Origin of the sequence: Flammeovirga sp. EKP202 (genome assembly GCF_014534745.1) — a bacterium.
Classification (GTDB): Bacteria; Bacteroidota; Bacteroidia; order Cytophagales; family Flammeovirgaceae; genus Flammeovirga.
In genome coordinates this window covers 21,795-48,765 of the sequence record NZ_JACVVP010000057.1, presented here as the reverse complement: position 1 = coordinate 48,765, position 26,971 = coordinate 21,795, and the positions used below count along the sequence as shown (strand labels likewise).

The 26,971-nt window shown below is 34.7% G+C and carries 21 protein-coding genes; 15 read left to right on the top strand and 6 right to left on the bottom strand.

The genetic code is table 11. The annotated features are described in order from the left end of the window. Nucleotides 1-122: 122 nt before the first annotated feature. Nucleotides 123-1,658 (bottom strand): arylsulfatase, encoded by a 1,536-nt coding sequence (locus tag IC221_RS24530; protein WP_188171479.1) that lies wholly within the window; start codon nucleotides 1,656-1,658, stop codon nucleotides 123-125. Between the two features lie 141 nt (nucleotides 1,659-1,799). On the opposite strand from IC221_RS24530, the gene IC221_RS24525 reads away from it, so the two are divergent. Then, on the top strand, nucleotides 1,800-2,906 hold the full coding sequence (locus IC221_RS24525) for a sensor histidine kinase (protein ID WP_188171478.1): 1,107 nt from the start codon (nucleotides 1,800-1,802) through the stop codon (nucleotides 2,904-2,906). An 80-nt stretch (nucleotides 2,907-2,986) separates the two neighbouring features. Next, nucleotides 2,987-6,340, top strand: coding sequence for a methylmalonyl-CoA mutase family protein (locus IC221_RS24520; protein ID WP_188171477.1), 3,354 nt, complete (start codon nucleotides 2,987-2,989; stop codon nucleotides 6,338-6,340). An 83-nt stretch (nucleotides 6,341-6,423) separates the two neighbouring features. Here IC221_RS24520 and IC221_RS24515 read toward each other — a convergent pair whose 3' ends face one another. Beyond that, nucleotides 6,424-7,767, bottom strand: coding sequence for a tetratricopeptide repeat protein (locus tag IC221_RS24515; RefSeq protein WP_188171476.1), 1,344 nt, complete (start codon nucleotides 7,765-7,767; stop codon nucleotides 6,424-6,426). Between the two features lie 119 nt (nucleotides 7,768-7,886). After that, complete coding sequence (locus IC221_RS24510; RefSeq protein WP_188171475.1) at nucleotides 7,887-9,035, bottom strand: hypothetical protein; 1,149 nt, start codon at nucleotides 9,033-9,035, stop codon at nucleotides 7,887-7,889. Nucleotides 9,036-9,616: 581 nt separating this feature from the next. Here IC221_RS24510 and IC221_RS24505 point away from each other — a divergent pair. The 3 genes from IC221_RS24505 to IC221_RS24495 all read left to right on the top strand — a co-directional run bounded on the left by IC221_RS24505 (nucleotide 9,617) and on the right by IC221_RS24495 (nucleotide 12,564). After that, entirely contained in the window at nucleotides 9,617-10,801 is a 1,185-nt protein-coding gene (locus IC221_RS24505) for a hypothetical protein (RefSeq protein ID WP_188171474.1), read from the top strand. A gap of 168 nt (nucleotides 10,802-10,969) precedes the next feature. Further along, a complete protein-coding gene (locus tag IC221_RS24500; RefSeq protein ID WP_188171473.1) occupies nucleotides 10,970-11,677 on the top strand; it encodes a phosphoadenylyl-sulfate reductase in 708 nt (235 codons plus the stop codon). A gap of 188 nt (nucleotides 11,678-11,865) precedes the next feature. Next, nucleotides 11,866-12,564, top strand: coding sequence for a hypothetical protein (locus IC221_RS24495; RefSeq protein ID WP_188171472.1), 699 nt, complete (start codon nucleotides 11,866-11,868; stop codon nucleotides 12,562-12,564). 69 nt (nucleotides 12,565-12,633) lie between these two features. Here IC221_RS24495 and IC221_RS24490 read toward each other — a convergent pair whose 3' ends face one another. Then, complete coding sequence (locus IC221_RS24490) at nucleotides 12,634-12,927, bottom strand: Dabb family protein (protein WP_188171471.1); 294 nt, start codon at nucleotides 12,925-12,927, stop codon at nucleotides 12,634-12,636. A 119-nt stretch (nucleotides 12,928-13,046) separates the two neighbouring features. Next, entirely contained in the window at nucleotides 13,047-14,261 is a 1,215-nt protein-coding gene (locus IC221_RS24485; protein WP_188171470.1) for a hypothetical protein, read from the bottom strand. A gap of 323 nt (nucleotides 14,262-14,584) precedes the next feature. On the opposite strand from IC221_RS24485, the gene IC221_RS24480 reads away from it, so the two are divergent. From IC221_RS24480 to IC221_RS24440, 9 genes are all read left to right on the top strand, one after another. Then, nucleotides 14,585-16,135, top strand: coding sequence for a bifunctional response regulator/alkaline phosphatase family protein (locus IC221_RS24480; RefSeq protein ID WP_188171469.1), 1,551 nt, complete (start codon nucleotides 14,585-14,587; stop codon nucleotides 16,133-16,135). Between the two features lie 211 nt (nucleotides 16,136-16,346). Then, nucleotides 16,347-17,189 (top strand): exonuclease domain-containing protein, encoded by an 843-nt coding sequence (locus IC221_RS24475; protein ID WP_188171468.1) that lies wholly within the window; start codon nucleotides 16,347-16,349, stop codon nucleotides 17,187-17,189. An 11-nt stretch (nucleotides 17,190-17,200) separates the two neighbouring features. Then, the gene (locus tag IC221_RS24470; protein WP_188171467.1) at nucleotides 17,201-18,550 is read left to right on the top strand and encodes a 1-acyl-sn-glycerol-3-phosphate acyltransferase; all 1,350 of its coding nucleotides are present in this window, start codon (nucleotides 17,201-17,203) and stop codon (nucleotides 18,548-18,550) included. Continuing rightward, entirely contained in the window at nucleotides 18,534-19,346 is an 813-nt protein-coding gene (locus IC221_RS24465) for a patatin-like phospholipase family protein (RefSeq protein ID WP_188171466.1), read from the top strand. Before IC221_RS24470 ends, IC221_RS24465 begins: the two co-directional genes overlap by 17 nt. Nucleotides 19,347-19,453: 107 nt before the next feature. Next, nucleotides 19,454-20,152 (top strand): hypothetical protein, encoded by a 699-nt coding sequence (locus IC221_RS24460; RefSeq protein WP_188171465.1) that lies wholly within the window; start codon nucleotides 19,454-19,456, stop codon nucleotides 20,150-20,152. Nucleotides 20,153-20,264: 112 nt separating this feature from the next. Then, on the top strand, nucleotides 20,265-20,825 hold the full coding sequence (locus IC221_RS24455) for a TerD family protein (RefSeq protein WP_044206472.1): 561 nt from the start codon (nucleotides 20,265-20,267) through the stop codon (nucleotides 20,823-20,825). A 192-nt stretch (nucleotides 20,826-21,017) separates the two neighbouring features. Then, nucleotides 21,018-21,641: a TerD family protein gene (locus IC221_RS24450; protein ID WP_044206469.1), complete on the top strand. Its 624-nt coding sequence runs from the start codon at nucleotides 21,018-21,020 to the stop codon at nucleotides 21,639-21,641. A 312-nt stretch (nucleotides 21,642-21,953) separates the two neighbouring features. Continuing rightward, nucleotides 21,954-22,328, top strand: a complete 375-nt coding sequence (locus IC221_RS24445) for a n-acetylglutamate synthase (protein WP_188171464.1) — start codon at nucleotides 21,954-21,956, stop codon at nucleotides 22,326-22,328. Nucleotides 22,329-22,513: 185 nt separating this feature from the next. Further along, nucleotides 22,514-23,113: a superoxide dismutase gene (locus IC221_RS24440; RefSeq protein ID WP_188171463.1), complete on the top strand. Its 600-nt coding sequence runs from the start codon at nucleotides 22,514-22,516 to the stop codon at nucleotides 23,111-23,113. A gap of 148 nt (nucleotides 23,114-23,261) precedes the next feature. Here IC221_RS24440 and IC221_RS24435 read toward each other — a convergent pair whose 3' ends face one another. Then, nucleotides 23,262-24,893 (bottom strand): sulfatase, encoded by a 1,632-nt coding sequence (locus IC221_RS24435; RefSeq protein WP_188171462.1) that lies wholly within the window; start codon nucleotides 24,891-24,893, stop codon nucleotides 23,262-23,264. A 386-nt stretch (nucleotides 24,894-25,279) separates the two neighbouring features. Here IC221_RS24435 and IC221_RS24430 point away from each other — a divergent pair, with 386 nt between their 5' ends. Then, nucleotides 25,280-26,917, top strand: coding sequence for a sulfatase (locus IC221_RS24430; RefSeq protein WP_188171461.1), 1,638 nt, complete (start codon nucleotides 25,280-25,282; stop codon nucleotides 26,915-26,917). Nucleotides 26,918-26,971 lie beyond the last annotated feature (54 nt).

The following is a 26,971-nucleotide window of genomic DNA, read 5'->3' as shown; positions in this document are numbered from 1 at the left end:
AGTCTTTTCATAGGAGAAAGATCGGCTTTCTGTCAAAGAAATGAAAATTCAAAATTTTAAAAGAGCGATAGCTCAGTAATTTAGTTAAATAACACATTTCAACTTCCATTTTTAACTATTTATTATTTTGTTTTGCTATAAATCAATTTCTTTAGATTTGTAGGCGACAATGTCTCAGGTTTTTGTCTTGGAGGAAACTCTTGAAATGTCCCAACAAACTCACCTAAAATTTCTTTTATAGGTACAAAAAGCCACATCTTTTGTCCCATCCATTTTAAATATAAACCAGATTCATCTCCAACTTCATAAGGATCTTGTGCAAGGTTATAAATTCTTGGCCAGTTCAATACTGTTCTAGGTCCCATGATTCCATCTTCACCTTCTCCTTCCTGAATAATGAAATGTACTTTCCAATCATTCCATCTTACAGCTTGAATATCTCCATTATCCGCAACATAAATATTTATTTTACGGTTAGATTCATCTTGCTTACCTGTGATATAATCCCATTGATCATATCCATCTAAATGTACTTTGTAGTTTCTATCTAAACCTTGATATCCCGTTGTTTTTAATTGTTCAGCAAGGTCTCCTTTCCCAGTAATTGCTCTGTAAAGTGTAGGCATCACGTCCTCATGAGCAATCATACCATTTAAATATTTACCTGTATTTTTAATACCATTAGGGTACTTTATTAAGAAAGGTACACGTACACCACCTTCCCAAGTAGAGCCTTTTTCTCCTCTAAATCTTGAATTACCACCATCAGGCCAAGTCATTTTTTCCACACCATTATCAGTTGTGAAAATCACAATAGTATTATCAGAAACACCTTTCTTTTCTAAGAAATCTAGAAGCTCACCTACTTGGTTATCTAACTCTTTCATACCCGCTCCGTAAATACCATATTTTTGAAGGTCTTCATTTTTTTCTCCACCTTCTAAATGTGTCCAAACGTGCATTCTTGTTGAATTAAACCAAACAAAGAAAGGTTCATCATTATCAATCGCAGTATCCATAAATTTCATTGAAGCATCAAGAAATTCTTGATCTACAGTTTCCATTCTCTTAGCAGTTAAAGGACCTGTATCCGAAATACGTCCATCAGCATAGGAATGAATCACACCTCTAGGAGCATATTTTTTTCTAAACTCAGGATCTTGCGGATAAGCAGGATCTTCTGGCTCTTCTTCAGCATTTAAGTGATATAAATTTCCGTAGAACTCATCAAAACCATGATTAGTGGGTAGAAAATCATCTTTATCTCCTAAATGGTTTTTTCCAAATTGACCAGTTCTATAACCTAAAGGCTTAAGAATTTCTGCAATAGTAGGATCTTCTTTTTGCAATCCAATCTTAGAACCAGGCATACCAATAGTAGTTAAACCAGTTCTCAGAGGAGATTGTCCTGTAATAAAAGCAGCACGACCTGCTGTACAGGTTTGTTGCGCATAAGACGTAGTCATCGTCACACCATCAACCCCAATTTGATCAATATTAGGAGTTGTGTAACTGAACTGTCCTAAGTTGTATCGAGAAATGTTATCATACCCAACATCATCTCCCATAATCACTAATACATTAGGCTTTTGAGACTGAGCATTTAAACCAAATACGGTAAAAAATAAGCATAAGAAACTGTATATGTTTTTTTTCATCTTCACTTTACGATAATTAAACTTTAAAAACTATACCTTTCAAAACGTTCCTTATTCAATTATTGATTATCCATTTTCGTTCAGTTTTTATCCTTTTCCCTACATTTGTTATTTTTGTTATTCATTATAATGACAAACTCAATGTTAGCTCAACAAAAAATTAAACAAGATCATATCTGGCAAGGACTACTAATACTTGCCTATCTTTTTTTGACATACAGCTTTTTCGAACAAAGGTTTGGCTTTGCTTATGGTTCAATGAAGGCTGTATTACTGGTGGGTTTTCAGGTTTTCATATGGCAAATTAACCTCAACTATTTAGTTCCTAAATTACTATTAGAGAAAAAGCATTTCGTTTATGCATTATCTCTTTTTTCTTTTGTATTAATCATTGCCTTTCTTTATCAATATATCGAAAAGGAAATTTTCCAAGCATGGAAACAATCCAATACAGAAAGGATGATGTTTCCTTTTGATGACCCTGAAATGCGAGAAAGAGCATTAAAAAATCGTAATGCAAAGAGGGTCCGTAAAGGATTTAAGATTTTTGAAAGTACCTACAATATTATTCTTTTTGGAGTGATCGCTTTGGCTAGTACAGCATACAGGATGACACTTTTTGGCTTAAAAAAGGAGAATGAAGCTACTTTATTGAGAGAGGAACAAGTGAAATCTGAAATGAGTTTTTTAAAATCTCAGGTCAACCCCCACTTTCTTTTTAATGTACTGAATAATATCTATACACTGTCTTTTATCAAGTCAGACAAAACTCCGGAAGTGGTATTACAGCTTTCTGATATGCTACGGTACATGCTTTATGACACCTCCACTGAAACGGTTCCGATTCACAAAGAAGTCGATTACTTGAAAAACTTTATCGATCTTCACTTACTTAAAAGTGATAGTATAAAAGATAATATTGAGACAGATTGGAACATTGAGAAACCCTCCTTACAAATTGCTCCTTTACTGTTTGCTCCATTTATCGAAAATGCTTTTAAGCATAGTCATATTGAAGATGAAGATCATGGATGGATTAAAGTAAAGTTAGATGTAAGTACATCTAATGAAATTTACTTTGAAGTAGCGAACAGCAAACCTCGTACAAAGCTTTCAAAAGACCAATTAGGGGGCATTGGTTTGGAAAATGTAAAAAAACGTCTCAATTTGCAGTATAACCTCAAACATCAACTAGAGATTATAGACACTCAAGACAGTTTTACTGTCAAACTTAAAATACACACATAAACACTAGTACAAAAGCCTCTTTGGTAATGAACTAGTACTTAACCATAACTTAAACACACATCACAAAAATGACTTCACAAATGAACAACGCTACACCTTACAAACCGAAAAACAAGGTAAGGCTAGTCACTTCGGGCTCTTTATTTGACGGCCATGATGCGTCGATCAACATCATGCGTAGAATCATGCAATCTTCGGGTGCAGAGATCATTCACCTTGGGCACAACCGTACGGCTCAGGAAATTGTAGACTGTGCCATACAGGAAGATGTGCAGGGAATTGCGATTACTTCTTATCAAGGGGGACATCTAGAGTATTTCAAATACATTTATGACTTGCTGAAAGAAAGAGGTGCTGGATATATTGGTATCTATGGCGGTGGCGGTGGCACTATTCTCCCATCTGAAATTGATGAGTTGCACGATTATGGCATCAAGAAAATCTATTCTCCTGACGACGGCCGTACGATGGGGCTGCAAGGAATGATTAATGATATCTTGATTCAATGTGATCATCCTACTGGAGAAAATCTAGGAAAAGAAAAGCTCCAATTAGGGCAGAAAAACCATAGAAACCTTGGCCGTATTATTTCAGCAATAGAAAATTTCAAAGAAGATCAAGTAGACTTCATCAAAGAACTTAAAGTTCAGAATAAAGATAAAAACATTCCTGTATTAGGTATCACGGGTACTGGTGGAGCAGGAAAGTCAAGCCTCGTCGATGAATTAATCAGAAGGTTTCTTTCTCAATCTGAAGATAAAACAATAGCGATCATTTCTATTGATCCATCGAAAAGAAAAACAGGAGGAGCACTTCTAGGAGATAGAATCAGAATGAATGCTATTGCTGATGGTCGAATTTATATGCGTTCATTGGCTACAAGAAAAGCACACCAAGCTATTTCAGAACATATCGAAGATATATTGGAAGTCGTTAAAGCAGCTGATTTTGATTTAATACTTTTAGAAACTTCTGGTATTGGTCAGTCAGGAACTGAAATTGTGGATTACAGCGATGTTTCCCTTTATGTGATGACGCCGGAATATGGAGCAGCTACTCAATTGGAAAAGATTGACATGCTAGACTACGCCGATGTAATTGCCCTTAATAAATTTGACAAAAAAGGAGCATTAGATGCATTAAGAGATGTAGCAAAACAGTACAAAAGAAATCATGGGCTTTGGGAACTGAAAGAAGATGATATTCCTGTATACGGCACCATGGCTTCTCAATTTAATGATGAAGGTGTGAATGAGTTATACAACAAAATCATTTCACTTTTAGAAGAAAAAAGTACTGTCAAATTCCCTAAGATTGAAGTAAATGAAACTTCAGACCGCTTTCATATTATCCCTCCATCAAGAGTTAGATATTTGTCAGAGATTTCTGAAGTCGTGCGAAACTACAATTTACATGTCAAGGAACAAGCTGACATTGCTGATCAGCTATTTGGTTTACAAAAATCAATAGAAATTCTTGAAGCTGACAAAAACACAAAGGCTACTTTACAGGAAGCTTTTGATAAAATAAAAAGAGATTTAGACCACAATGTTTTTGATGTATTGGAAGGCTGGAAAGCAAAAGTAGAAGCTTATGCCGGAGACACTTTCACTTACCAAGTAAGAGGCAAAGACATCAAAGTAGAAGCTAAATCTAAAACATTATCCGGCAATAAAATTTCCAAAGTTACACTCCCTAAATTTACTGGGTGGGGTGATATTACTCGTTGGGTAATGCAGGAAAATGTGCCTGGAGAATTTCCTTACACAGCAGGTGTATTCCCTTTCAAACGACAAGGAGAAGATCCCACGAGGATGTTTGCAGGTGAGGGAAACCCAGAAAGAACAAACAGAAGGTTCCATTACCTTTCTCAAGGACAACCTGCGGCACGATTGTCTACCGCTTTTGACTCTGTAACCCTTTATGGAGAAGATCCTGACTTCAGGCCTGATATTTATGGAAAAATTGGGAATTCAGGTGTCAATGTAAGCTGTTTAGATGATGCCAAAAGATTATACTCTGGGTTTGATTTATGTGCTCCAAGCACTTCCGTTTCAATGACTATTAATGGTCCCGCGGCGGCGATGACGGCGTTCTTTATGAATGCAGCAATTGATCAGCAATGCGAGGTCTACATTAAAGAAAATGGTCTGGAACGAGAAGTAAAAGATAAAATTACGAAGATCTATAATGGACAAGGTATACCAGTTTATAGAGGTGATTTACCGCCAAATCATAATAGCTTAGGATTGATGTTACTTGGCGTAACAGGTGATCAGGTTTTACCTTTAGAAATTTATAATGAAATCAAAAAAGCAACAATTGCCAAAGTAAGAGGAACGGTTCAAGCCGATATTCTTAAAGAAGATCAAGCACAAAACACTTGTATTTTCTCTACAGAATTCTCACTACGTTTAATGGGTGATATGCAACAGTATTTCACTGACAATGGCATTCGTAATTTCTATTCTGTTTCAATCTCTGGTTATCATATTGCAGAAGCAGGTGCTAATCCAATTTCTCAATTGGCATTTACACTAGCCAACGGTTTTACTTTTATAGAGTACTACCTGAACAGAGGAATGAAAATTGATGACTTCGCACCCAACTTTTCTTTCTTCTTCTCTAATGGCGTGGATCCAGAATATGCGGTCATTGGCAGAGTGGCTAGAAGAATTTGGGCGAAAGCTTTAAAAATTAAGTACAAAGGAAGTGACCGTTCCCAGAAATTGAAATACCATATTCAAACTTCAGGAAGATCGTTGCATGCTCAGGAGATTGCTTTTAATGATATTAGAACTACTCTGCAAGCATTATATGCTATTTATGACAACTGTAATTCATTGCATACTAATGCTTATGACGAGGCCATCACTACTCCTACTGAAGAATCTGTAAGAAGAGCAGTGGCTATCCAATTGATCATTAATAAAGAGCTTGGATTAGCAAAAAATGAAAATCCATTACAAGGCTCGTTTATCATTGAAGAATTGACAGATTTGGTAGAGGAAGCTGTGATGATGGAATTTGACAGAATAACTGAGCGTGGAGGCGTATTGGGTGCAATGGAAACAATGTATCAACGTTCTAAAATTCAAGAAGAATCCCTGCATTATGAAACGTTAAAGCATAATGGTGAATACCCTATTGTAGGTGTCAATACCTTCTTAAGTAAGGAAGGTTCTCCTACTATTATTCCTGAAGAAGTAATTCGATCTTCTACAGAAGAAAAAGACAGTCAAATCACCTCTCTGCAAAGTTTACATCAACATGCCAAAGCCAACGCAATTGCAAAATTAAAGGACCTGCAAGGTGTTGCTTTAGCCAATCAAAATACTTTTGATGCTTTAATGGAAGCCTCTAAATATTGTTCTCTTGGTCAAATTACACATGCACTATTTGATGTCGGAGGACAGTACAGAAGAAACATGTAACTCTTCTTGTAAAGTTCAATACAAAAAAATAGGTCAACCTCAGAAATTGAGGTTGACCTATTTTTTTTAATATTCTATATCTCTTAGTTCATCGATTCGATTTCCTTAAGATCTTTCAACTTTTGAATATCTGAAAACTCGTATCTTACAGCATTTTTATAAGAACCACCATAAGCCGCTTTTAAGAAAGTCTCTGCGTTTTTATAATCGCCCACTTCCTTATAAACTAGAGCAATTGAAAAATTATATTTTGCTTTCGCTTGAGGTGTGATAGAAGGGTTATGAATTACCTTTTTAAGCTTTTCAGTTGAACTTCCAACCTCACCTAAGTTTTTCTCACACATTGTCTTAATGAAGATCACATTGATGTTTCTCTCATTTTGTGGCAATGCATCTTGGTATTCCTCTAAGTGAATATACGCTGTTGCAAAATCCTCTGCTTGATAGTTTAGAGTAGCAAGCTCTAATAGTTTTGCAGAACGTTTCTTAATATCTTTTTCTGCCATCAAAGCTCTATCTTGTGCTGCAATCACCTTTGTTTTATCAGTGTGAATAGCTGCTAATTGCTTCTGCAAATCAAAAGCCTCGATGAAAGATGAATTAATACCTAAAGTCACATCAATCATTTTTTGAGACTTAGTATAATCCATTACTTGGAAATAAGTCTGAGCTAAACTGAAATAATATCCCTCTCTAAAAATCGTAAACATAGCTTCAGCTTCACTTGTAGTGATTTTATCCATCCACTCTTTCGCTTCACTATATTTTCCTTGATTAAATAATGCCCAGATGTATTGGTAGTAATATCTTTCATTGCCCGATAAAGGTTCAATTTCACCAATAATTTTAGCCATTAATTCTTCCGCCTTCTCTGGATGGTCAATTTCATTCCAGTACATTGACTCATAATAATCAAGATCAAAAGATTCTGCTAACTCTAATTTTCTTAAATCATCAATATGCTTTTTAGAGAAACGATGTCTATTCGCTTGATCTAAAATATCTAATATCTTAAGCTTATAAAGGTATTTTTGCTCAATGCTTTCATCCTTTTGAAAGGCTAAATCATAATACTTAACTGCAGCAGAAGGCTTTTTCTTTTGAGAATAAAGATCGCCTAACATTTCATATGCTCTGAAAAAACTAGGATCAGATTTTACACAAGCCTCTAATGTTTTAATAGCATCATTAAATTTAGTAATAGCAAGGAGCGTATTTGCTTTTTTGAAATAAACGCTTCCATCTGTTGGATTCGCATTTATTGCTTTGTCTAATTCTTCAAGAGCTTCACTGTAGCGACTGTTCGCTAATAGAAAGTCAGCTGTCTCAAGATGTGCTTTTGCAACATCCTCCTGAGCTTTTAATTCCGTGACCAAAAATAATGAACAGAATAAGGACAGTATAATATTTAAGTGTGATAGTTTCATAGATGCTATAAAAATGAATTACTTTCTCTTGTATTGTTATTAAAAAAAACTTTGAAATTAAAGTGCTTCTTCTATTTAAACTAAGAATTGTACCACTTTAGTATTTCGTTATTGAAAAATTAATAGGACTTTAAGAAATCAGTCAATTGACCATCAACACCATGAGAATGTAATATTTTCAGGTATGATTCTGCACTTTCTTTACTTACAAAGTTTCCAGCAAAAACCTGATAAGTAATATCACCACTATATTGATCAATCATAATATAAACATCTTCGATTTCATATTCTTGAACTAGATGACAATGTTCTTGTGCGGATTCCAAATCTCCTACATCAGTGATGAGTACAGACCATCTGTTTTTCTCTATTCTAACCCCGTTAGGGTTATATAAATACCTATACATTGGATCAAAAGAAATGTACTCTGCAAAATATGTAGTAGGTTCTGCATCTGCACCTTCTTGATTTTTGACATTGAAGAACCAATAAGCTTGTAAAACATTAAACTTTGTAGCTTCCTCATCGCCATCAACATATAAGTAATAAGAGTTACCTTGATCTGTTAATTGTTTTGGAATACCTCTTCTCATAGTATAAGCAGTCACTAAGTAATTACTTACTAACTCTCCTGGTTGTTGATCTTTTGGAGGTTTTGGTGCAACTCTTAGGAAGTCTAACTTACCATCGTTGTTATAATCACCAAAACTGTCTGTTCCTTGGAATAAGCTTGAAAAAGAAGTTTGAAGAATTCTTGTTGGATCTGTGATATCAAATACATTGTAACAACGATATCTACAGTTGTCACCCAAACAATCTTCTCTAAACGAAATAAGCATTAAGTAGCTTCTTCCTAAATAATCGAATTCTTTTGCTTCTAAAACATTGGAGTAATTCTGACGAATAGACTTCTCCATTGAACAGAAAAAATTAAATTCTCTATCTCCTAATATGATACCCGTTGGGTTAGGATTGAAGATGTTGTCATATTGCGGCCCGTTTACAAAATAGATTTTGAAAGGGATCGACGCATCTCCATATATTGTAAAAGTTGTATCCCCCACCTCAGATGAGCTTGTAGGAAACAACTCTCTTTTAACTTGTACTGGTTCCTGAGATAAACTCCCCGGAGTATATGAATGCCCTTCTGTTACTTCTTGTGCAATAGCTTTGCCTAAACAAAATGAAGAAATAATAGCGAAACAGAAAAAAAATGAATTTATCTTTCTAGTGCAACAAAACATATCCGACTTCTTAACAATATTCAAATTTGATAGTGATTACGATAAATAAACAATTGTAATCTGAAATTATTCTCCAAATTCAAATGAAAAACAAAAAAAATACAAGTTTTTCATTAAATACCTCTTAAATCAATTATGAAGATTTAGGAGAGGACATTTTTTAATAAAATAACTTCGACAATTCTTTACTAACAAATCTTGTTCCGTTAATGCATTATTTTTTGCAGAACAAATGTACAAACCAAATTTCAAATGATGTTGAGTAAACTTTAATTGGTAAGAAAATGTAATATAAAAAAAATGGTTTCACTAAAACTGTCACTTTATGATTGACTGCATTTGCCCTAAATTATCAATTTACATTTGTCTTATTACTTAATTGAGTACTATTTTTGCATTAACTTACGTTGTACCTATTGAAAGGTAATTTACCAAGACAAAATTTCTTCGGTATCAACTCCTTATAATTGTTTTTTTAATTACTATCGCTAAAAACTTTACACAGCTATTTTTTTAGCATATAAATAAAAACAGCCACAAGGGTTATTTTTGAAGCTTTTTTGACTTAGTAGTACTAAAAAGAAATTTTATTATTAGAAAAACTCATGATGAGAACCTTACTTATCACAATAATATCAACCTTAATTTTTAACACACAATTATTCGCTCAAGACGAATTAGATCGTACAAGAATTATATTTAAATCTGGAAAATATTCCAATTCAACACATATTGAAATAGAAATTCATGGTGTGGGGATTGCTGAGATGATGGCCAGTGGTTCTAAATCTTTTGAAGGTGCTAGGTGGATAAAATTTTCAAAATTATTTTCTTACCAACTTTCGGATGGAGATGGTACAAAGGAAGTTTATTTCAAATTCAAAGATATTGATGGCAATGAGTCGAAAGTATTGATGAAGAAAATTATCCTTGATACCACGCCACCTTCCGACATTTCTGTTAAAATAGATGTTCCTACTAAATATTTCACTGACCAAAATAGTTTAAAGGTTGGTATTATCTTAGGGCAACAAGGAGCGAAATATTTTCAAATTAGTAACACTTCTGCTTTCCATGGCAACAAATGGCGTCTTATTCAAGATGAATACATTGAATGGGATTTAGCTGCTGGCGATGATGGAATACGTAAGATCTATGCTAGATACAGAGATCAAGCAGGAAATATAACAAGTGTGGTTACTGATGAAATCATTGTGGATAGAACAGCACCTTTTGGAGGTAAAATTTCAATTAATGATGGTGAAAAAATATCTAACCGTCAAGACCATCAAGTCAACCTTTCTTTCTTCTGTAGACAAGCTGATTCTATGATTGTTGCTCAAAGTAGCAATTTTGAAGGTGGTGAATGGATTCCGTATGTTACTAAAAAGACATACAAAGTAAGTGAGGGAGACGGCATCAAGCAGATTTTTGTAAAGTATAAAGATGTTGCAGGGAATCAGACACAAACCTATTCTTCTAGCATTTCTTTTGACACAAATGCACCAAAAAATATTTCACTTGCCATTGATCAAGGAGCTGAGTTTACAAATAATATCAACAAACTTGTCTCTCTTAGTATTAATGGTGATGATGCTGCAATGATGATGGTCAGCAATAAATCCTCTTTCCAAGGAGCACATTGGCAACAATTAAAACCATCTATTGATGGATGGAAACTTAATGGCGAAGCAGACGGAATGAAGTACGTTTATGTAAAATTTAAAGATGATGCAGGTAATATTTCAAGACCGATCAGAGCTAGTATAGAATTAAAAAGAGGGTTTTAAGTTGTTATAGAAATTAATCAACTTACTTTCAATACAGTACAAAAGGGGTCATTTATTCGTAAATGATCCTTTTTTTTTGTGATAAAATTTTGAAAAAAGTAGATTCTTTCATTAATTCGCATTTATCCTATATAATTAGTAGATTAAATAAAAGTTAAAGAAAAGAATATGTCATCGCAAAGCATCATTCCACAAGCTTCAGCAATATCATTTGATCAGCGAGTTGATGAAATCGCAAAGCAGGTGGCTATCTATCATTCGCAAGGGAAAAGAATTTTTGCTAGTTCTTCATTTCAACCACAAAGTGTTGTCTTGTTGGATATCATTAGCAGAGTAGATAAAAATATACCAGTGTACTTTTTAGATACTAATTATCATTTTCCTGAAACAATCGAATTTAGAGATCAATTAGCCAAAAAGCTTGGATTAAATATTATAGACTTGAAGTCAAAAATCCCTGTTGAAAAACAAGTGGATGAAAATGGTGAACCATTACACGTTCATCATCATGACAGATGTTGTCATATCAACAAGGTTGAACCTTTAGAAGATATCTTAAAAGAAAACGATGTTTGGATTAACGGTATCAGAAAAGGACAATCTGCTGTACGCGCTCAAATGCAAAAGGAAGAACAAGCAAAACATGGTGTTACAAAATACCACCCTATCTTAGATTGGGACTCAAAAATGGTATTTCAGTACATCAATGAAAGAAAGCTTCCTTTACATTCTCTTATTGCAAAAGGGTATTTTAGTGTAGGTTGCTTGCCATGTACGGCAAAAGCAGATCCTACGAAGCCTTTATGGTCAGATGACCGTTCGGGTAGATGGGCTGGTAAAACCAAAACAGAATGTGGTTTACATACTAGCTTATAAGAAACTAACTGGTAATACAATGGAACAAATAAGTCTCAAGTTTAAGTACTTGGGACTTTTTTTATGCCTCAGCTTTTCGTTCGTTGAAAAAACAAGTCCATTCGTTGAAATGATTATCAATATTGCATCCTTGATAGGACCTTTGGAGTATACAAAATCAAACGAAAACAATTTAAAAAATTAGTGTCATGAAAAAATCTAAAGTTCTTATTCTATCATTAATCACAGTAGCAACTCTTGCTGTATCATTTGTAAGCGTAGCTCAACAAGAAAAGAAAAAGAAAAGAGATGAAGCCCGAAAGGAAATCAAAGCGTACATGAAAGCGCAAGTACTTCCTGTAGTATTAGAAAACAGAAAAGAGTTTGATAATAAGTTATCTAATTCGGAAAAGAAAACATTAGTATCCTTAAGAGAAAGATTAGACGCTCTTTCTAAGAAAAAAGAAGGTATGAAGCGCCCTGAAGGAGAGCCTACAGAAGAGCAACAAAAAGAGCGTCAGGCAATGGAAAAGGAAATGCGCCATATTACTACTGCTGCTTGGGAAATTGTTGATAATCACGAAGCTGATTTAGAAGCAATCAAAGCTTCTACAAAAACTCAGCAAGAACAATGGAAAAGCGATATGAAAGCCATTATGTCAAAATACAAGCCTGAAAATAAAGGTGAAGGTAATGGTCATGAAAAAGGAAACGGCAGAAAAGGAAGAGGTAAAGGAAAAATGGGACGTCAAGGTATGATGGGACATTATCAACCTGTAATGTTTGTCTTAATGGATCCTTCAAAGTCAGTGGATGAACTTGCTGATGAAATGGAAAAAAGACAAATGAAGAGAATGGGACATAAAGGTGGTAAAGGAAGAGGTCACCACGGAGGTGGAAGAAACTAAGCTTCAACCTTGAAAAAAAGCCATTACAATTTCGGTTGTAATGGCTTTTTTTATGTTCAGAAATGAAAATTAATATTCAATATCTGCAACAAGTATATCGGCTAAAATTGGCTTCACATTTTCACCTACTACTTTTACGTGTGCAGGGTGAACTTGATAAGATTCTAGAGCTTCTTTTGAATCAAAAATAGAATAAAGAACTACATCAAAACCTTTAGAACGGTCTGAAAAATTCTCTTTTACTTGAATTTCTTTTAACTCATCAATTTTACCACCCAATGCTTGTAGTGCATCGATTAACTCTTGTTTTTGAGTTGCTGTTGTCTCTTCTTTTAATTTGAAAAGTACTGTATGATTAATCATCTGTCTATGTTTTATTGTTCAGCACAAAAATAGAAACCTTTCAATAAATTAAAAACCTGATTGGGATGAATAGTAAGCTTCATTCCAATCAGGTTTTGTGATTATGCTTTTTCTTTGCCCTATTGAGCGCTCACATCATGTTCCAATTTACCAGGTAAAATTAATTCATCACTATCTTCATTTTCGAATGATAAATTATAAGATGCTTTTGCGACCACAACACCAGAAGATAAAGGCGTTCCCTCTACCCTATAAACGACTACCAAAGGAGTATGTGCATTTTCTTCAGAAATAGAATATTCCCATTCCTCATCGGATACAAAGTTCAATTCAGAAAAATTATCAGCAGTGATAGAAACATTGGCATTACTGTACAGCTCATTTAATGCTCCTAAATGCTCTGACAGTTTATTGTATTCATTGAGTTTCATTTCTCTTTTCTGTTGAAGTGCTACCACCTCATCCAATGACCCCAATCGTTCTTTTGTTTCAGCAACTACGTCATCAAATTTCCCTTTTTTACGGTAGAAATTATCCTGAGAGTGCTTTACAATGATCTTATCATAAAGGTAATCCTGCAAAGCAATATAAAATACGTCTATTCTATCTCCAGTATCGCCAGATTGTCTATGCTGATTGTAGATATACTCAAATGCAAATAAAGTTCTTAAAAGTGTTCTTCCTTCTTCAAACAACCTAGTGTTTGCCACTTCTAATTCTTCAATGGCTTCTGTTACCCCTCCGACTGATCCATTTTGATTTTTAGCATCATTTAGTACCGTCAATACTTTATCAATATTTTCCTGCATCAAATTAATGTCCCTGATATAACCATCTCTTGTTGACAGTAATCGGATCACCGCAGACTGAACTGCACCGTTCTTTCCTGAAGCATCATCTACTGCTATTTGACCCGCTATCACTTCAGTATGTTCATAGATATCAGACATACCTTCAAGCTCATCCTGTAAGTTTAGAAGACTGTTTTCTAAATCTCCCGTATCATCCCCTAAAGAGCTCCATATTTTTTTAATATCGGCATCGACTTGTCTCACACTTTGGTCAGCACGTTCTACAGCATCTTCAACCTGTTTAATATTCATATTGGGTAAACGTAGTGTAATGGCTACAGCACTTCCTTCCACTGCGTCGCCATTAAGCTCCCAAATTGCTTTTTCTTTAATAAACTCATCGATTGTAACAAGCTGAGGATCGATTTCTTCATCATCACTAAAAATGAAGAAGAAGATGGAGGTTAAGAGTAAAACCCCTCCGAAAACAGCTCCTATAATGATCAATAATTTTGATGATGATGCGTTTGTATTATCTTCCATACGCTATAGCTAATTTAATATTTGGTATTGCTTTTTTGTTTTCTCAACAATAACATCTGAAAACATCTCTTTGTTGTTACAAAATTGCAGATATTATTGTTCATTCTCATTAATAATTTTGGCCTCCGTCAAAAAAAGACTATCACATTGAAGGAGAAATGATTGTATTATGATATATAATATTCATTTTACGTCCTATTTTTATAACGATTATTTGAATCTGAAATTTTAAAAATCTAAAAAAAAATAATTGTGGTGAAATCTTGGTGTGTTTTGAATCACAATTTCATAAATTGTTACTCCACAAAAAATACAAGAAACATATGAGCCAACAACGCATCTTATGGGCAGATGATGAAATTGATTTACTAAAGCCTCACATATTATTTTTAACGAAAAAAGGTTATGAAGTCACTCCCGTTTTAAGTGGTTTGGATGCCATTGAAAAATGTGAAGAAGAGGAATTTGATATTATCTTTTTGGATGAAAATATGCCAGGTATGACAGGACTGGAAGCTTTGGAGCAAATCAAAAGAATCAAGCCGAATATTCCTGTTGTGATGATTACAAAAAGTGAGGAAGAATATATCATGGAAGATGCTATTGGGGCCAAAATAGCGGATTACCTGATTAAACCCATTAACCCTAAACAGATTCTTCTGTCGATCAAGAAAATTTTAGATACCAAAAAACTAGTTTCTGAAAAAACCAACTCTGCTTATCAACAAGATTTCCAAAGTATCATGATGTCATTTATGAATGATATGGAATGGGAAGATTGGGTAGAAACCTATAAGAAACTTGTTTATTGGGATATCGAAATCACTCAGACTGAAAACAGAAGTATGAGTGAGGTATTCGAAATGCAAAAAAACGAAGCCAATCATAATTTCTGTCGATTTATAAAAGATAATTATATTGATTGGATGGAAGACCCTGAAAACCGTCCAATTCTTTCGCATGAGTTACTTTCTGAAAAAGTTTTGCCTTATGTAAGAGAAAATGACGAAAGTGTATTCTTTATTCTGATTGATAACTTGAGATATGATCAGTGGAAAGTGATAGAACCATTGGTTGCAGATCTTTTCAACATCAAAGAAGAGGTTTACTGTCCAATTTTACCAACCACTACTGCCTATGCTAGAAATGCCATTTTCTCAGGTTTAATGCCTTCTGAAATTGAAGCAACCTATCCTGAATGGTGGGTGAATGACAATGATGAGGACAGTAAAAACAATTATGAGGAAGAACTTTTAGGAGAACAACTATTACGTCATGGCATCCAAGAGAAGTTCAGTTACCATAAAGTCATCCGAGCTTCTCAAGGCAAGCAAGTCAATGATCAAATCAATAGTTTATTGCATAAAAAGTTCAATGCAGTAGTCTATAACTTTGTTGATATGCTTTCTCATGCAAGGACCGACACTAATATGGTGAGAGAACTTGCACCTGATGAAGCGGCCTACCGTTCTATTACAAAGTCTTGGTTTGAGCACTCTACTTTATATGAAATGCTGAAAACGTTAGCTGATAAAAACTGTAAAGTATACATCACAACAGACCATGGTACTGTAAGAACTAAAAAGCCTTATAAAATTATTGGGGACAGAGAAACAAATACCAACTTAAGGTACAAACAAGGTAAAAATCTTTCTTACAATAAGAAAAATGTACTTGTAGCTCGTCATCCTGAAGACTTTGGTTTACCAAAAACAGAGGTATCTACATCATATGTTTTTGCTACTGAAGATTACTTCTTTGCGTATCCTAATAATTATAATTATTACGTGAGTTACTATAAAGACACGTTCCAACATGGTGGAATTTCCATTGATGAAATGATCATTCCGTTTATTGAACTGAGTAAAAAATAGGTTTTTGTTAGTGAAGAGGTAAGAAGGAAGAGGGATGAGAGTGGTTCGTAATGGATATATCACCCCCCTCTTCCTTCTCCCCTCATACCTCTTACCTCCCCTCCCCCTCTCTTAACCTTTCCTAATGAACAGCATTAATGACCTAAACCATTGTTAATTATGCTTCATAATGTCGAATTTTGTAAATTCGATGTTCGAGGTATAAAAATATATGGAATTTACAGCAATAGATTTTGAAACAGCACATGGTGCAAGGTGGAGTATTTGTCAAGTAGGAATTGTCAAAGTGAAAAACGGTGAAATCATTGATCGTTATGAAACTTTGGTCCGTCCTCCTGATAACCGATACCATAGTTTCAATACGACTATTCATGGTATTACTGCTGAAATGACTAAAAATGCTCCCAGTTTTTTTCAAGTTTGGGATGAAATCAAACCTTTCATTGAAGGACAACTGATCGTAGCACACAATGCTGGTTTTGATGTTGGGGCATTAGAACAAACATTAGAATTGTACGACCTCGATGTTCCTGAATTCCAATACGATTGTACCTATAGAATCACCGGAGCAGCATTAGATGATGTTTGCTACACTTACGGTTGGGCTCTTAATCATCATAATGCTTTGGCAGATGCAGAAGCTTGTGCGAAACTTTACATTGAATGTATTTCAGAAAAAGAGTTACCTATTTTTGAGAAAAATCCATTCAAAAAGAAGAAAACAAACCCTCCTTACCGTACACAACTTTCTGGAGATATTTTAAAACCCGATTTTGAAAATGCAGATCCTGATAGCCCTTTTTATAGACAAAAGGTGGTAATTACTGGAATTTTTAATACTTGGGAAAGATTAGAACTCGCCACCATTATTAAAGGTTTAGGTGCGAAAATTAATTCTAATATCTCAGGTCTTACGAATATTGTTCTTGTAGGCACAGATCCAGGACCTACCAAATTACAGAAGGTAAGTGCACTTAATGCTGGAGGAAAAAATATTGAAATACTCAAAGAAGAAGAGTTAAAAGAGATCCTCGCTGTTTTGAATCACAACTAACCCTATTCCTAATGGGAAACCTATTATACAACATCATTCGTTTTTTTGTAAAGTACGTCTATTTGAAACTTGTATTTTATAAAGTTGAAAAAACGGGTTGGGAGAAAATCCCTAAAGATGTACCTATTTTATTTGCTGTTACTCATCCACTAATGTACATCGATGCATTGGTTTTAGGATGTAGTTATCATAAACCACTCTATTTTATTACCAAATCCACTGTTTTTAAGGGGAAATTCAACAAATGGCTCTTTCAAAAACTGAACATGATTCCCGTAGTACGAAAACAGGATGTACCGAAAGGGCAACCTTTTTCGAATAAAGACATGTTCAAACATTGTATAGACACACTTACCAAGGGAGGTGATATTCTTATTTTTTCGGAGGGAACAAGTATTTGGGAGAGAAAATTAAGAGGTTTGAAATCTGGCACCGCAAGAATCGCTTTGGAGACAGAAGTGGCTAATCAATTTCAATCCAATGTACATATCGTTCCTGTAGCATTGAATTATACGCATATTGGCAGTGTGTTTCCTAGTGTAAGTATTGAGATTGGGGATCCAATCCAAGTCCGTGATTACAAAGAGGATTATGAGAAAAACAGTGGTAAAACGGCTCAAGAAATTACTAAAAAAATTGAAGAGGAAATCTTAAAAAGCTATTTCACTCTTCCTAATTTGGAAGCAGAAGCACCGTTGGTTCAAGCGGTTACAATGTATACAGAAACCACTCCTTTTAAACGAAAACAATCATTGAGGGATTATTTCCATTATCTCAACAAAGGATTAGATTTTTTGGAAAAACTATCAGAAAATCAATTAAATACTATAAAAGAAAAGATTGAAAACTATGATAACCTTTTAAAGAAAAATAAAATAAAAGATGAGTCATTTTGGCATACGGAAAAGAACTTTAAAAGTGTGTTTTCATTGGTTTTCAGATCAATGATTACGCTACTTATTTTACCATTCCATTGGGTGAATTGGATATTAAATAAGATACCCTATAAATTATCCAAAAGTATTGCTTTAAAAACATCTGATGAAATGGAAGTCTGGGGTGCAAATTTGATTGCCTTATGTGGTATTATTTTCCCTATTTTCTACTTTACTTATCTGATGATTGCCTATTTCCTTGCTGGAGGATTTGTATGGTATACTTTCCTAGTAGTTCTCATTTTTCCATTTTTCACGTATGCTTCGTATTTTTTCAATAGTTATATCCACTTTCTGTTATCCGATTGGCGAGTATTTCTGTTATCAAAACGAAACAAAACAGCTTATCAATCCATCAAGAAAGAGAGAAAAGAGATTATCGAAGCAATTGATCTAATCATCAATCAACATGGCAAAGAAGCATAAATTAGGTATTGTATTTTCAGGTGGCGGAGCTAAAGGATTGGCCCACATCGGAGTTTTATTCTATCTGAAAGAACTAGGAATTGTTCCTGATGCTGTAGCTGGAACAAGTGCAGGTTCGATAATAGGAAGTATGTATGCGTATGGCATTCCACTGACCCAAATTCAAGAGTTCTTCTTAACGACAGATTTGTTTGACTGGGAAAGAAGATCTTTCTTTAAATCCAATGTACTTTTTAGAGGAATTGTTGACCCTAAAACCCTCAAAAAGGATTTGCTTAAAGTTTTTCCAGATGACGATTTCAGGCATTGTGATAAAGAACTTTCTATTGTAGCCACCAATATGCTTTCTGCTGAAGAAAAGGTATTTACATCAGGTTCTATTACGGATGCCATCTTGGCCTCTATTGCTTATCCATTTGTTTTCTCTCCCATGGAAATTGACGATCAATTGTATAGTGATGGAGGTATACTCAATCACTTTCCAGTGGATGTTTTGCGGGAGCAATGTGAAAAGATCATTGGCGTATACGTATCTCCAATCCGTCAATACGAGAAAGGGGAGTTAAACAATATTCAAAAGATCACTTTGAGAGCATTGTCATTGAAAGGTGATAAAGCAGAACTCAAAAAACTGGAGGACTGTGACGTTCATATCTTTCCTCAAGACCTCATACATTACAATACTTTTGATACTGATCCCGAAAAATTAATCGAGATTGTAGAAGTGGGTTATGACGAAGCCGCAAAATATCATGATCAGTTGATACGATTAAGAAGAGATTTAAGGGAAATTTAAGACCAGAATGGTAGTTTGAGAGGTATTTCAATAAAAAAGTAAATGAATGTAAGTATATTGGGTTTACTAAAGTTTAACTGTGTTAATAAGCTTATCAAGTAACGGTGATGTGGAGTAGAATCAAGAAAATTATTCATCATAAATTATCAACTAAAGAGATATTAAAAAACACTTCCTTACAACTAGAGCAAGAGTCTGAGCACTTGTATCATTTACAAATGTCGCTGAAGGCTCAAGTCATTACTTTGAAAGGAAAATCGGATCATCTTCAAAAACATATCAAGAAAAACCAGTTTGATATCAAGGCTGCAATCAGCAACGAACAACGTTCTAAGGCGTTGGAATTGAATAATTACGGTAATACATTAAAAAAAGAAAGGGATCATTACGTCAAGTCTATCAAAGAGTTAGAACTGAAGTTGCTTGACACGTCTAGTAAAATTTCCGTGATTCAGATTCAAAAAGAAAAGATCTCCACACAACTGATATTCCTAAAAACCAATCAAGAAAATGACAGTTTTGATGTAGAAGATTTTCTCTACGATGTATTCAATACCACTGAAGAAAGTACAATTCCTGAAGATGAACTTTTGTCCATGGAAATAGACCTAGCATTGGAGCAAAATAGAGAGGATGAGGAATCTGAAGAAAAAATCCAACAGTTTTTTGAAGAAATTCATCCCAATACAAATTCCCACTCTACTACGGAAGAATCAAAAGAAAACATGATCAATTCTTTTTTTACGAGAACAAAACCTCAAACCGCTCAAGAGAAAAAAATTGACGATTTTTTTAATAAAAAATAGCTCCAAGATCTAATATTCAGTTTCTTCTAAATATATTTAAGCTTATAAACAACTTCAGGAATATTCTGACGTTTTATAAACAAACTTTTATTATTACTATTACAGCTTAATTATGAGTATTTCTCTCAAAAAAGGGAACCGCTTCAACCTAACAAAAAACGAAAAAGGCCTGGATAAAATTATGGTAGGCTTGGGTTGGGACATGGTACCTGGCAATAACCTAGATTTAGATGCTTCTGTTTTCATGATCAATGCAAACGGTAAATTACCCGCCGACGAATACTTTGTTTTCTTCAATAATTTAAAATCGCCAGACAATAGTGTTGAACATACTGGAGACAATAGAACCGGTAAAGGAGATGGAGACGATGAGATGATTTTAGCTCATCTTTCAAAAATTTCAAAAGATGTAGAGGAAATGGTTTTTGTGGCTTCGATCCATAATGCTGAAGTCTTAAGACATCACTTTGGAATGCTTCAAAATGCTTATATCCGTATTGTTGACATCGATACACAAAGAGAGATTATCCGCTTTAATTTGAATGAAAACTATACTGGTATCACTGACATGGAATTTGGTCGACTTAAAAAAACAAATGGAGAGTGGAATTTTATTGCCTCTGGCGATGGTTCCAAAAAGGGTCTACAAGGTTATGTAGATATTTATGCTTAAATTATCTTTTGGTACTTTTTAAGTACTCCTCTTTAAGTCATTTTAAACAAAAAGGCGAAGTTAGTTTATCACTAAATTTGGGTAATTACTACTCATTCTGATCACTTAATATTAATTTCGCCTTTGTTCTTGGTATTCTCAGAACAAAAGCATACAATCAAGCTATTCATAAACAAAGTAATCTATTATTCGATGGGTACATCTCTCAAGAAAAAAACTGGAATTTCATTATCAAAAGGAAGTAAAATATCTCTCCTTAAAAAAGATGGCAACACACTCGATTATATCAGAGTTGGGGCGAATTGGGGGGCTATTCATGGTAAATTACTTTTTGGACTTCTCAATAATAAAGTGAACGTAGATCTTGACGCTAGTATTAGTGCTTTCGATAAGGAAATGAACGAAATCTACACAGTTTACTATAACGAATTAATTTCACCTGATGGCGCTGTAACGCACACTGGTGATGATCTTGAAGGAGATGCTGGAGAAAATGATGGGCTAGACAATGAAACAATTCAGATACACCTCAATGAGGTTGCACAAGAGGTAGATCAGATCTTTTTATACCTCAACTCCTATAAGAAACAAGACTTTGCAACAATTCCTTTCTCTGAAATCAGAATATACACGAGAAACGACTTGATTGCTACCTTCAACCTTTCTTCCAACTCTGAGTTTGCTGGCTATGTTTCTATGATTATGGGACGCCTTTATAAAATAGAAGGGAACTGGAAGTTTGAAGCACTCGGTGAACCTATCCGTTCAAGAGACATTGAAGGAACTATAAAATATTTACAGGTAAAATACTCTTAATTTTATCTATCTTTTCTATGAAAGAGTAGGAAATGAAATGGATTAAACTTTCTCATAGAAAATAGTAACTAAGACAATTTTAAAGAAGAGGACTATGTAATACATATAGAATAACACTATTCTTTACTCTTTCTTATTCCTATTGCTCTTAGTAAATTGATGATTATTACAAAATATTGAGGGTAATCGGTCCACTGCTTATTACCTTCTTTTTATTAAAAATAATATTGAACACTATTAACCTGAATTCGACGAACTCAGGTTATTACCCTAGTGTTTATCCAAATAAACTTTTGACTATTACATTACACTATGGAACAAATCAACTATCATAACAAGCGATTTAAGGCGCTTTCTAATTCTGAAAACGGAGAAGTAGACAGCGAAACTTTTTTTCATTACAGACAAGGTGGAGATGTAATTTGGGCCACTTATTATGGCACTAACATCAGAATGGGAACAATCACTGGTATAGTGAAAGAGGACAGTTCTTTGGAATTCACCTATCAACATGTGAATACAAATGACGAAATCATGACAGGAAAATGCACGTCAATTCCTGAAAGACAGTCAAATGGCAGTTTAATCCTGAAAGAGACTTGGGAGTGGACTTGTAAAGACTTCTCTAAGGGAACTTCTGAGATTATTGAGTTAGTGGAAAAAGAAAATCTTGTTCGCCTGTTCTAATTGAATTTACAGTATCAATAAACTTTATTGAATTATAGTTTTTTTCGATTGGATTTTAATTCACTTTTTAGAGTTTATTGTGTTAATTGCGAATGAAAAAAATGATCTACCTCACCAAAACGGTAGTTAATCACTTTTTTTTGAAAACGAAAAATATTATTCTTAACAATAAAATCTTACTAAAAATGGCATTCGAATTACCTCAGTTACCGTATGCATATGATGCATTAGAGCCACACTTTGACGCTCGTACAATGGAAATTCACCACTCTAAGCACCACGCTGCTTATACTTCAAAATTAAACGCAGCGATCGAAGGTACTGCTGACGCTGACAAGTCTATCGAAGACTTACTTTCAGCTGACGAGTTATCAGGTGCTGTAAGAAACAACGGTGGCGGATTCTATAACCACAACTTATTCTGGACAATCTTATCACCAAACGGTGGTGGTGCTCCTACAGGAGATTTAGCGGCTGCTATTGACGCTGCATTTGGTTCTTTCGATGCTTTCAAAGAAGCTTTTGCTAACGCTGCTGCAACACGTTTCGGTTCAGGTTGGGCTTGGTTATGTGTAGATAACGGTACTGTTTCAGTTTGCTCAACTGCAAACCAAGACAACCCATTGATGGCAGGTGAGTGCGGAGGAACTCCAATCTTAGGTCTTGACGTTTGGGAGCATGCTTACTACCTAAACTACCAAAACCGTCGTCCTGATTACATCTCTGCATTTTGGAATGTTGTAAACTGGGAAGAAGTTGCAAAAAGATTTGAAGCTGCTAAGTAATTAGCACACTATAAGTACTTTCCATTATAAAGTACTTATCAAATAGATGAAAGAAGCCATCTTGGAATACTCCGAGATGGCTTTTTCATTATAAGATAGTCACACACACAAGTTGTACAGTTACAGGACTTTTAAAAACATCTACCTGTTAAAAAAAATTGTTAGGAAAAAGCGTCACACACTGTTTATTTGAAGTCTTATAACCTATTCTAATTGCCTTAATTGTTATTGAATCTGTTTCGTCTATTTCAATTGGCGTTGTATATACTTTCCACTCTTTATCCGCTCTTTTATACCCGATTGAGGCTCCTTTGGTGGGGCAGGATAAATGAAGTTTTCCTTTTTTCACCTTATACACTACCTCTTCGGTCTGTGGCTGTTCTTGATTAGGCCACATCTCTTCTATCATTTTCGACTCTACTGCTTTACATCTATCATTAATATTTCGCTGCCACTTATTCAATACCCCTCTCATGATTTTTTCTACTTCTTTCACGTCTGCTTTGCCAATCAGATTATTCAATTCATCTGGATCATTTTCTAAATCATACAATGCTTCCAATTCCTTTACAGGAGCGAACCACTTCCTCTGATTTTTAGATAGTTTTTCCTGATCATACCACTCTAATAAAACCTGCATAGTCGGCACATTTTTTCTGTATTCTATATCTTGATAGCTTGAAGGTTGTGTGTACAAATACTTTACATAAAGGTATTTTCCATCGGTCACACTTCTTCTTGCCGAAGTATGCTCATCCATTCTATCTCTTGCGGCAAAAGAGTATTTTCTTTTTTGGGATTGAATACTTGACCCCTGTAAATGTTTAGGTATTTTCACTCCTACTATTTCCAATACTGTTGGAGCTAGATCAATAAAGTTGACTACTTGATCACTGTAACCTTTTTCTGCACTTTGAGGGTATTTTATCATAAAAGGAACATGTAAACCTGATGAAATCACTTCACGTTTTTGTCTTGGCATCGGTCCTCCATGATCAGAAAAGAAGAAAATATAGGTATTATCATACAATCCATCTTCTTTTAATTGTTGGATAATTTCCCCCACTCTTTTATCCAGTAACTCAAGGTTACTATACACTCTTGCAATGTCATTTCTTACTTCCGGAGTATTAGGATAGTAGCTCGGAATATTTACTTTATTAGGCGAAACGGTAAGAGGAAGATGATTGTGTTTCCATAATTTGGACTCGTGTGTTTCATTGAAATTAAACACTGCGAAAAAAGGCTGTCCTTCCTTTCTATTTCTCCAATGTGCCTTTGTATCATTTTGATCCCATGCTGTAAATGGTGAGGCAAACTGATAATCCGTTTTAGCATTATTCGAACAATAATACCCCTCTCTTCTTAAGTATTCTGGAAAACATTTTATCTTCGTAGGAATCACAGCACTGTACTCAATCACATTATTTCCTTCTCTGTCTATTACATTTTTATTTTTACTGTAAACACCTCTACTTTCACCCATAATGTCCCTTCCTGTACGCATATGATTTGTTCCTAAAAAAGTAGGATACATACCTGTAATAATTGCAGAACGGCTTGGTGCACAAACTCCCGCAGTAGAAAAAGCATTGTTGAAAACTTTACTGTCTTCCGAAAGCGAATTAATCACTGGAGTATAAGCGGTAGAATCACCATAGCAAGCCAATAAAGGACTCATATCCTCAAATGTGATCCAGACGATATTTGGTCTTTGATCTTGCGCTATTGATGACAATACTAATAAGAGTAATAGCATTAAAGTTCCACTTCTTTTCATACCAAATAATAATTCTATTGTTGAGAATGTTATCTCGTTGTTGATGTTACAAATATCAGAGATGTAATTTTTAATGAGGGTGAAAAATTGTTCAATGATGTTTGCATTTGTGTTTTTTGCACACTTGAATAACAATCAATACTGATAATCAGATATTTATAATTGTTTAATGTTTTTATTGTGAACTATTTACCGACCTACTAGAATCATTATTCAACTTCAATCACAATGGTACAAACTACTTTTGCATAGGTACTTTTTACTCGAAGTACCTAAGTTCTAAGTCAAGACTATTATCACATCTATTTTTGGATTAGCACTTTCAATATTTTTTTAATAAGAAATGAATTGATCACAATTCATTGTATATAGTTGAAAACCATCAGATGAAAAGATTACTTATTTTTTTCCCATTTATGATTGGACTTCTTTCTTTAGGGAGTTGCTCCAAGATGAATAGCTCTCAAGAAGAGACACAACAACCTAACATTATTTTTATCATGAGTGATGATCACGCTACCAACGCCATCAGTGCATATGGTGGTCGATTAGCTCAGCAGTTTCCTGACCTTACGCCTAATATTGACCGTATAGCCAACGAGGGAATGATCATGCAAAATACATTTTGTACAAATGCAATTTGCGGTCCTTCAAGAGCAGCAATTTTAACAGGAAAATTCAGTCATGTCAATGGGTTCTTTAAGAATGAAAGCGGTGGTGATTTTGATGGTTCTCAGCAAACATTCCCTAAGTTATTACAAAAGGCAGGTTATCAAACGGCTGTAATTGGTAAGTGGCACTTAGGTACTGTTCCAACAGGATTTGACTACTCAAAAGTAATGATCAATCATGGCGGACAAGGTACTTATTTCAATACAGTGTTCTTAGAAAACGGTCAAGATACAGTGACTGAAAATCGTTTCCATTCATCAAGACAGGTTTGGGAAGATGCGAAAAAATGGTTAACGAAAGGGCGTGACCAGAAGAAACCTTTTATGTTGATGTATCAGTTCAAGGCTCCTCACCGTCCTTGGGATCCAGACCCTCAATTCCAACATACATTTGACAACGTTGAAATTGTTGAGCCAGAAACTTTCAATGATACTTACGAAGGAAAAGTTGCAGCAGGAAATACCTGGCAAACAATAGAAAGAAACTTAAACAGAAGAGATCTAAAAGTTGATCCTGAGAATATTGATGCGATGACTAAAAAAGAAGTAAACGCATGGTATAAGTATGGCAACAACAACGAAGAACCTTGGTCACCTAGCGATACTTTAAAAGGTCAGGACTTGAAGAAATGGAAATACCAAAAGTACATGAAAGAGTACTTGGGTTGTGTGAAAGGTGTGGATCACTATATTGGTGAGTTATTAAACTACTTAGATGAATCTGGATTAGCTGAAAATACGATCGTGATTTATACTTCTGATCAAGGTTTCTATTTAGGTGAACACGGTTGGTTTGATAAGAGAATGATGTATGAGGAGTCTTTCAAAATGCCATTCTTAATCCGCTATCCAAATCACATCAAACCTAAAACGGTCTCTAATAAATTAGCCATGAACGTGGACTTCGCCCCTACATTACTTGATTTTGCAGGTGTTGAAATTCCAAAAGATATTCAAGGAAAGTCATTCAAAAATATTGTAGAAGGCGAAGAAATGGACCAATGGAGAGACGCTGTGTACTACCACTACTACGAATTCCCATGGTGGCACCACGTTTTACCGCATTATGGCATCCGTACAGAAAAGTATAAACTGATTCACTTCTACTACAACCCTGAAGTAGCAATAAATGAATGGAGAGAAAATGATTGGGAACTTTTCGATCTAGAAAATGATCCTAATGAATTAAATAACCTTTATGGTAAAGCCGGTTATGAAGAAATAACGGCTGAACTAAAAGAACGTTTATTAGCGGCTCAAAGTGAGTATCAAGAAGATTCTCAAGAAGACATGATGAAGAAAACTGACGTACGCATAGGGCGCGTTTATGAACATAATAAATACACAAAGTAATAGTAAGAGTACATTTGTAACAATCTTGTAAGTAAAAAGGCAACCTCTGATGGG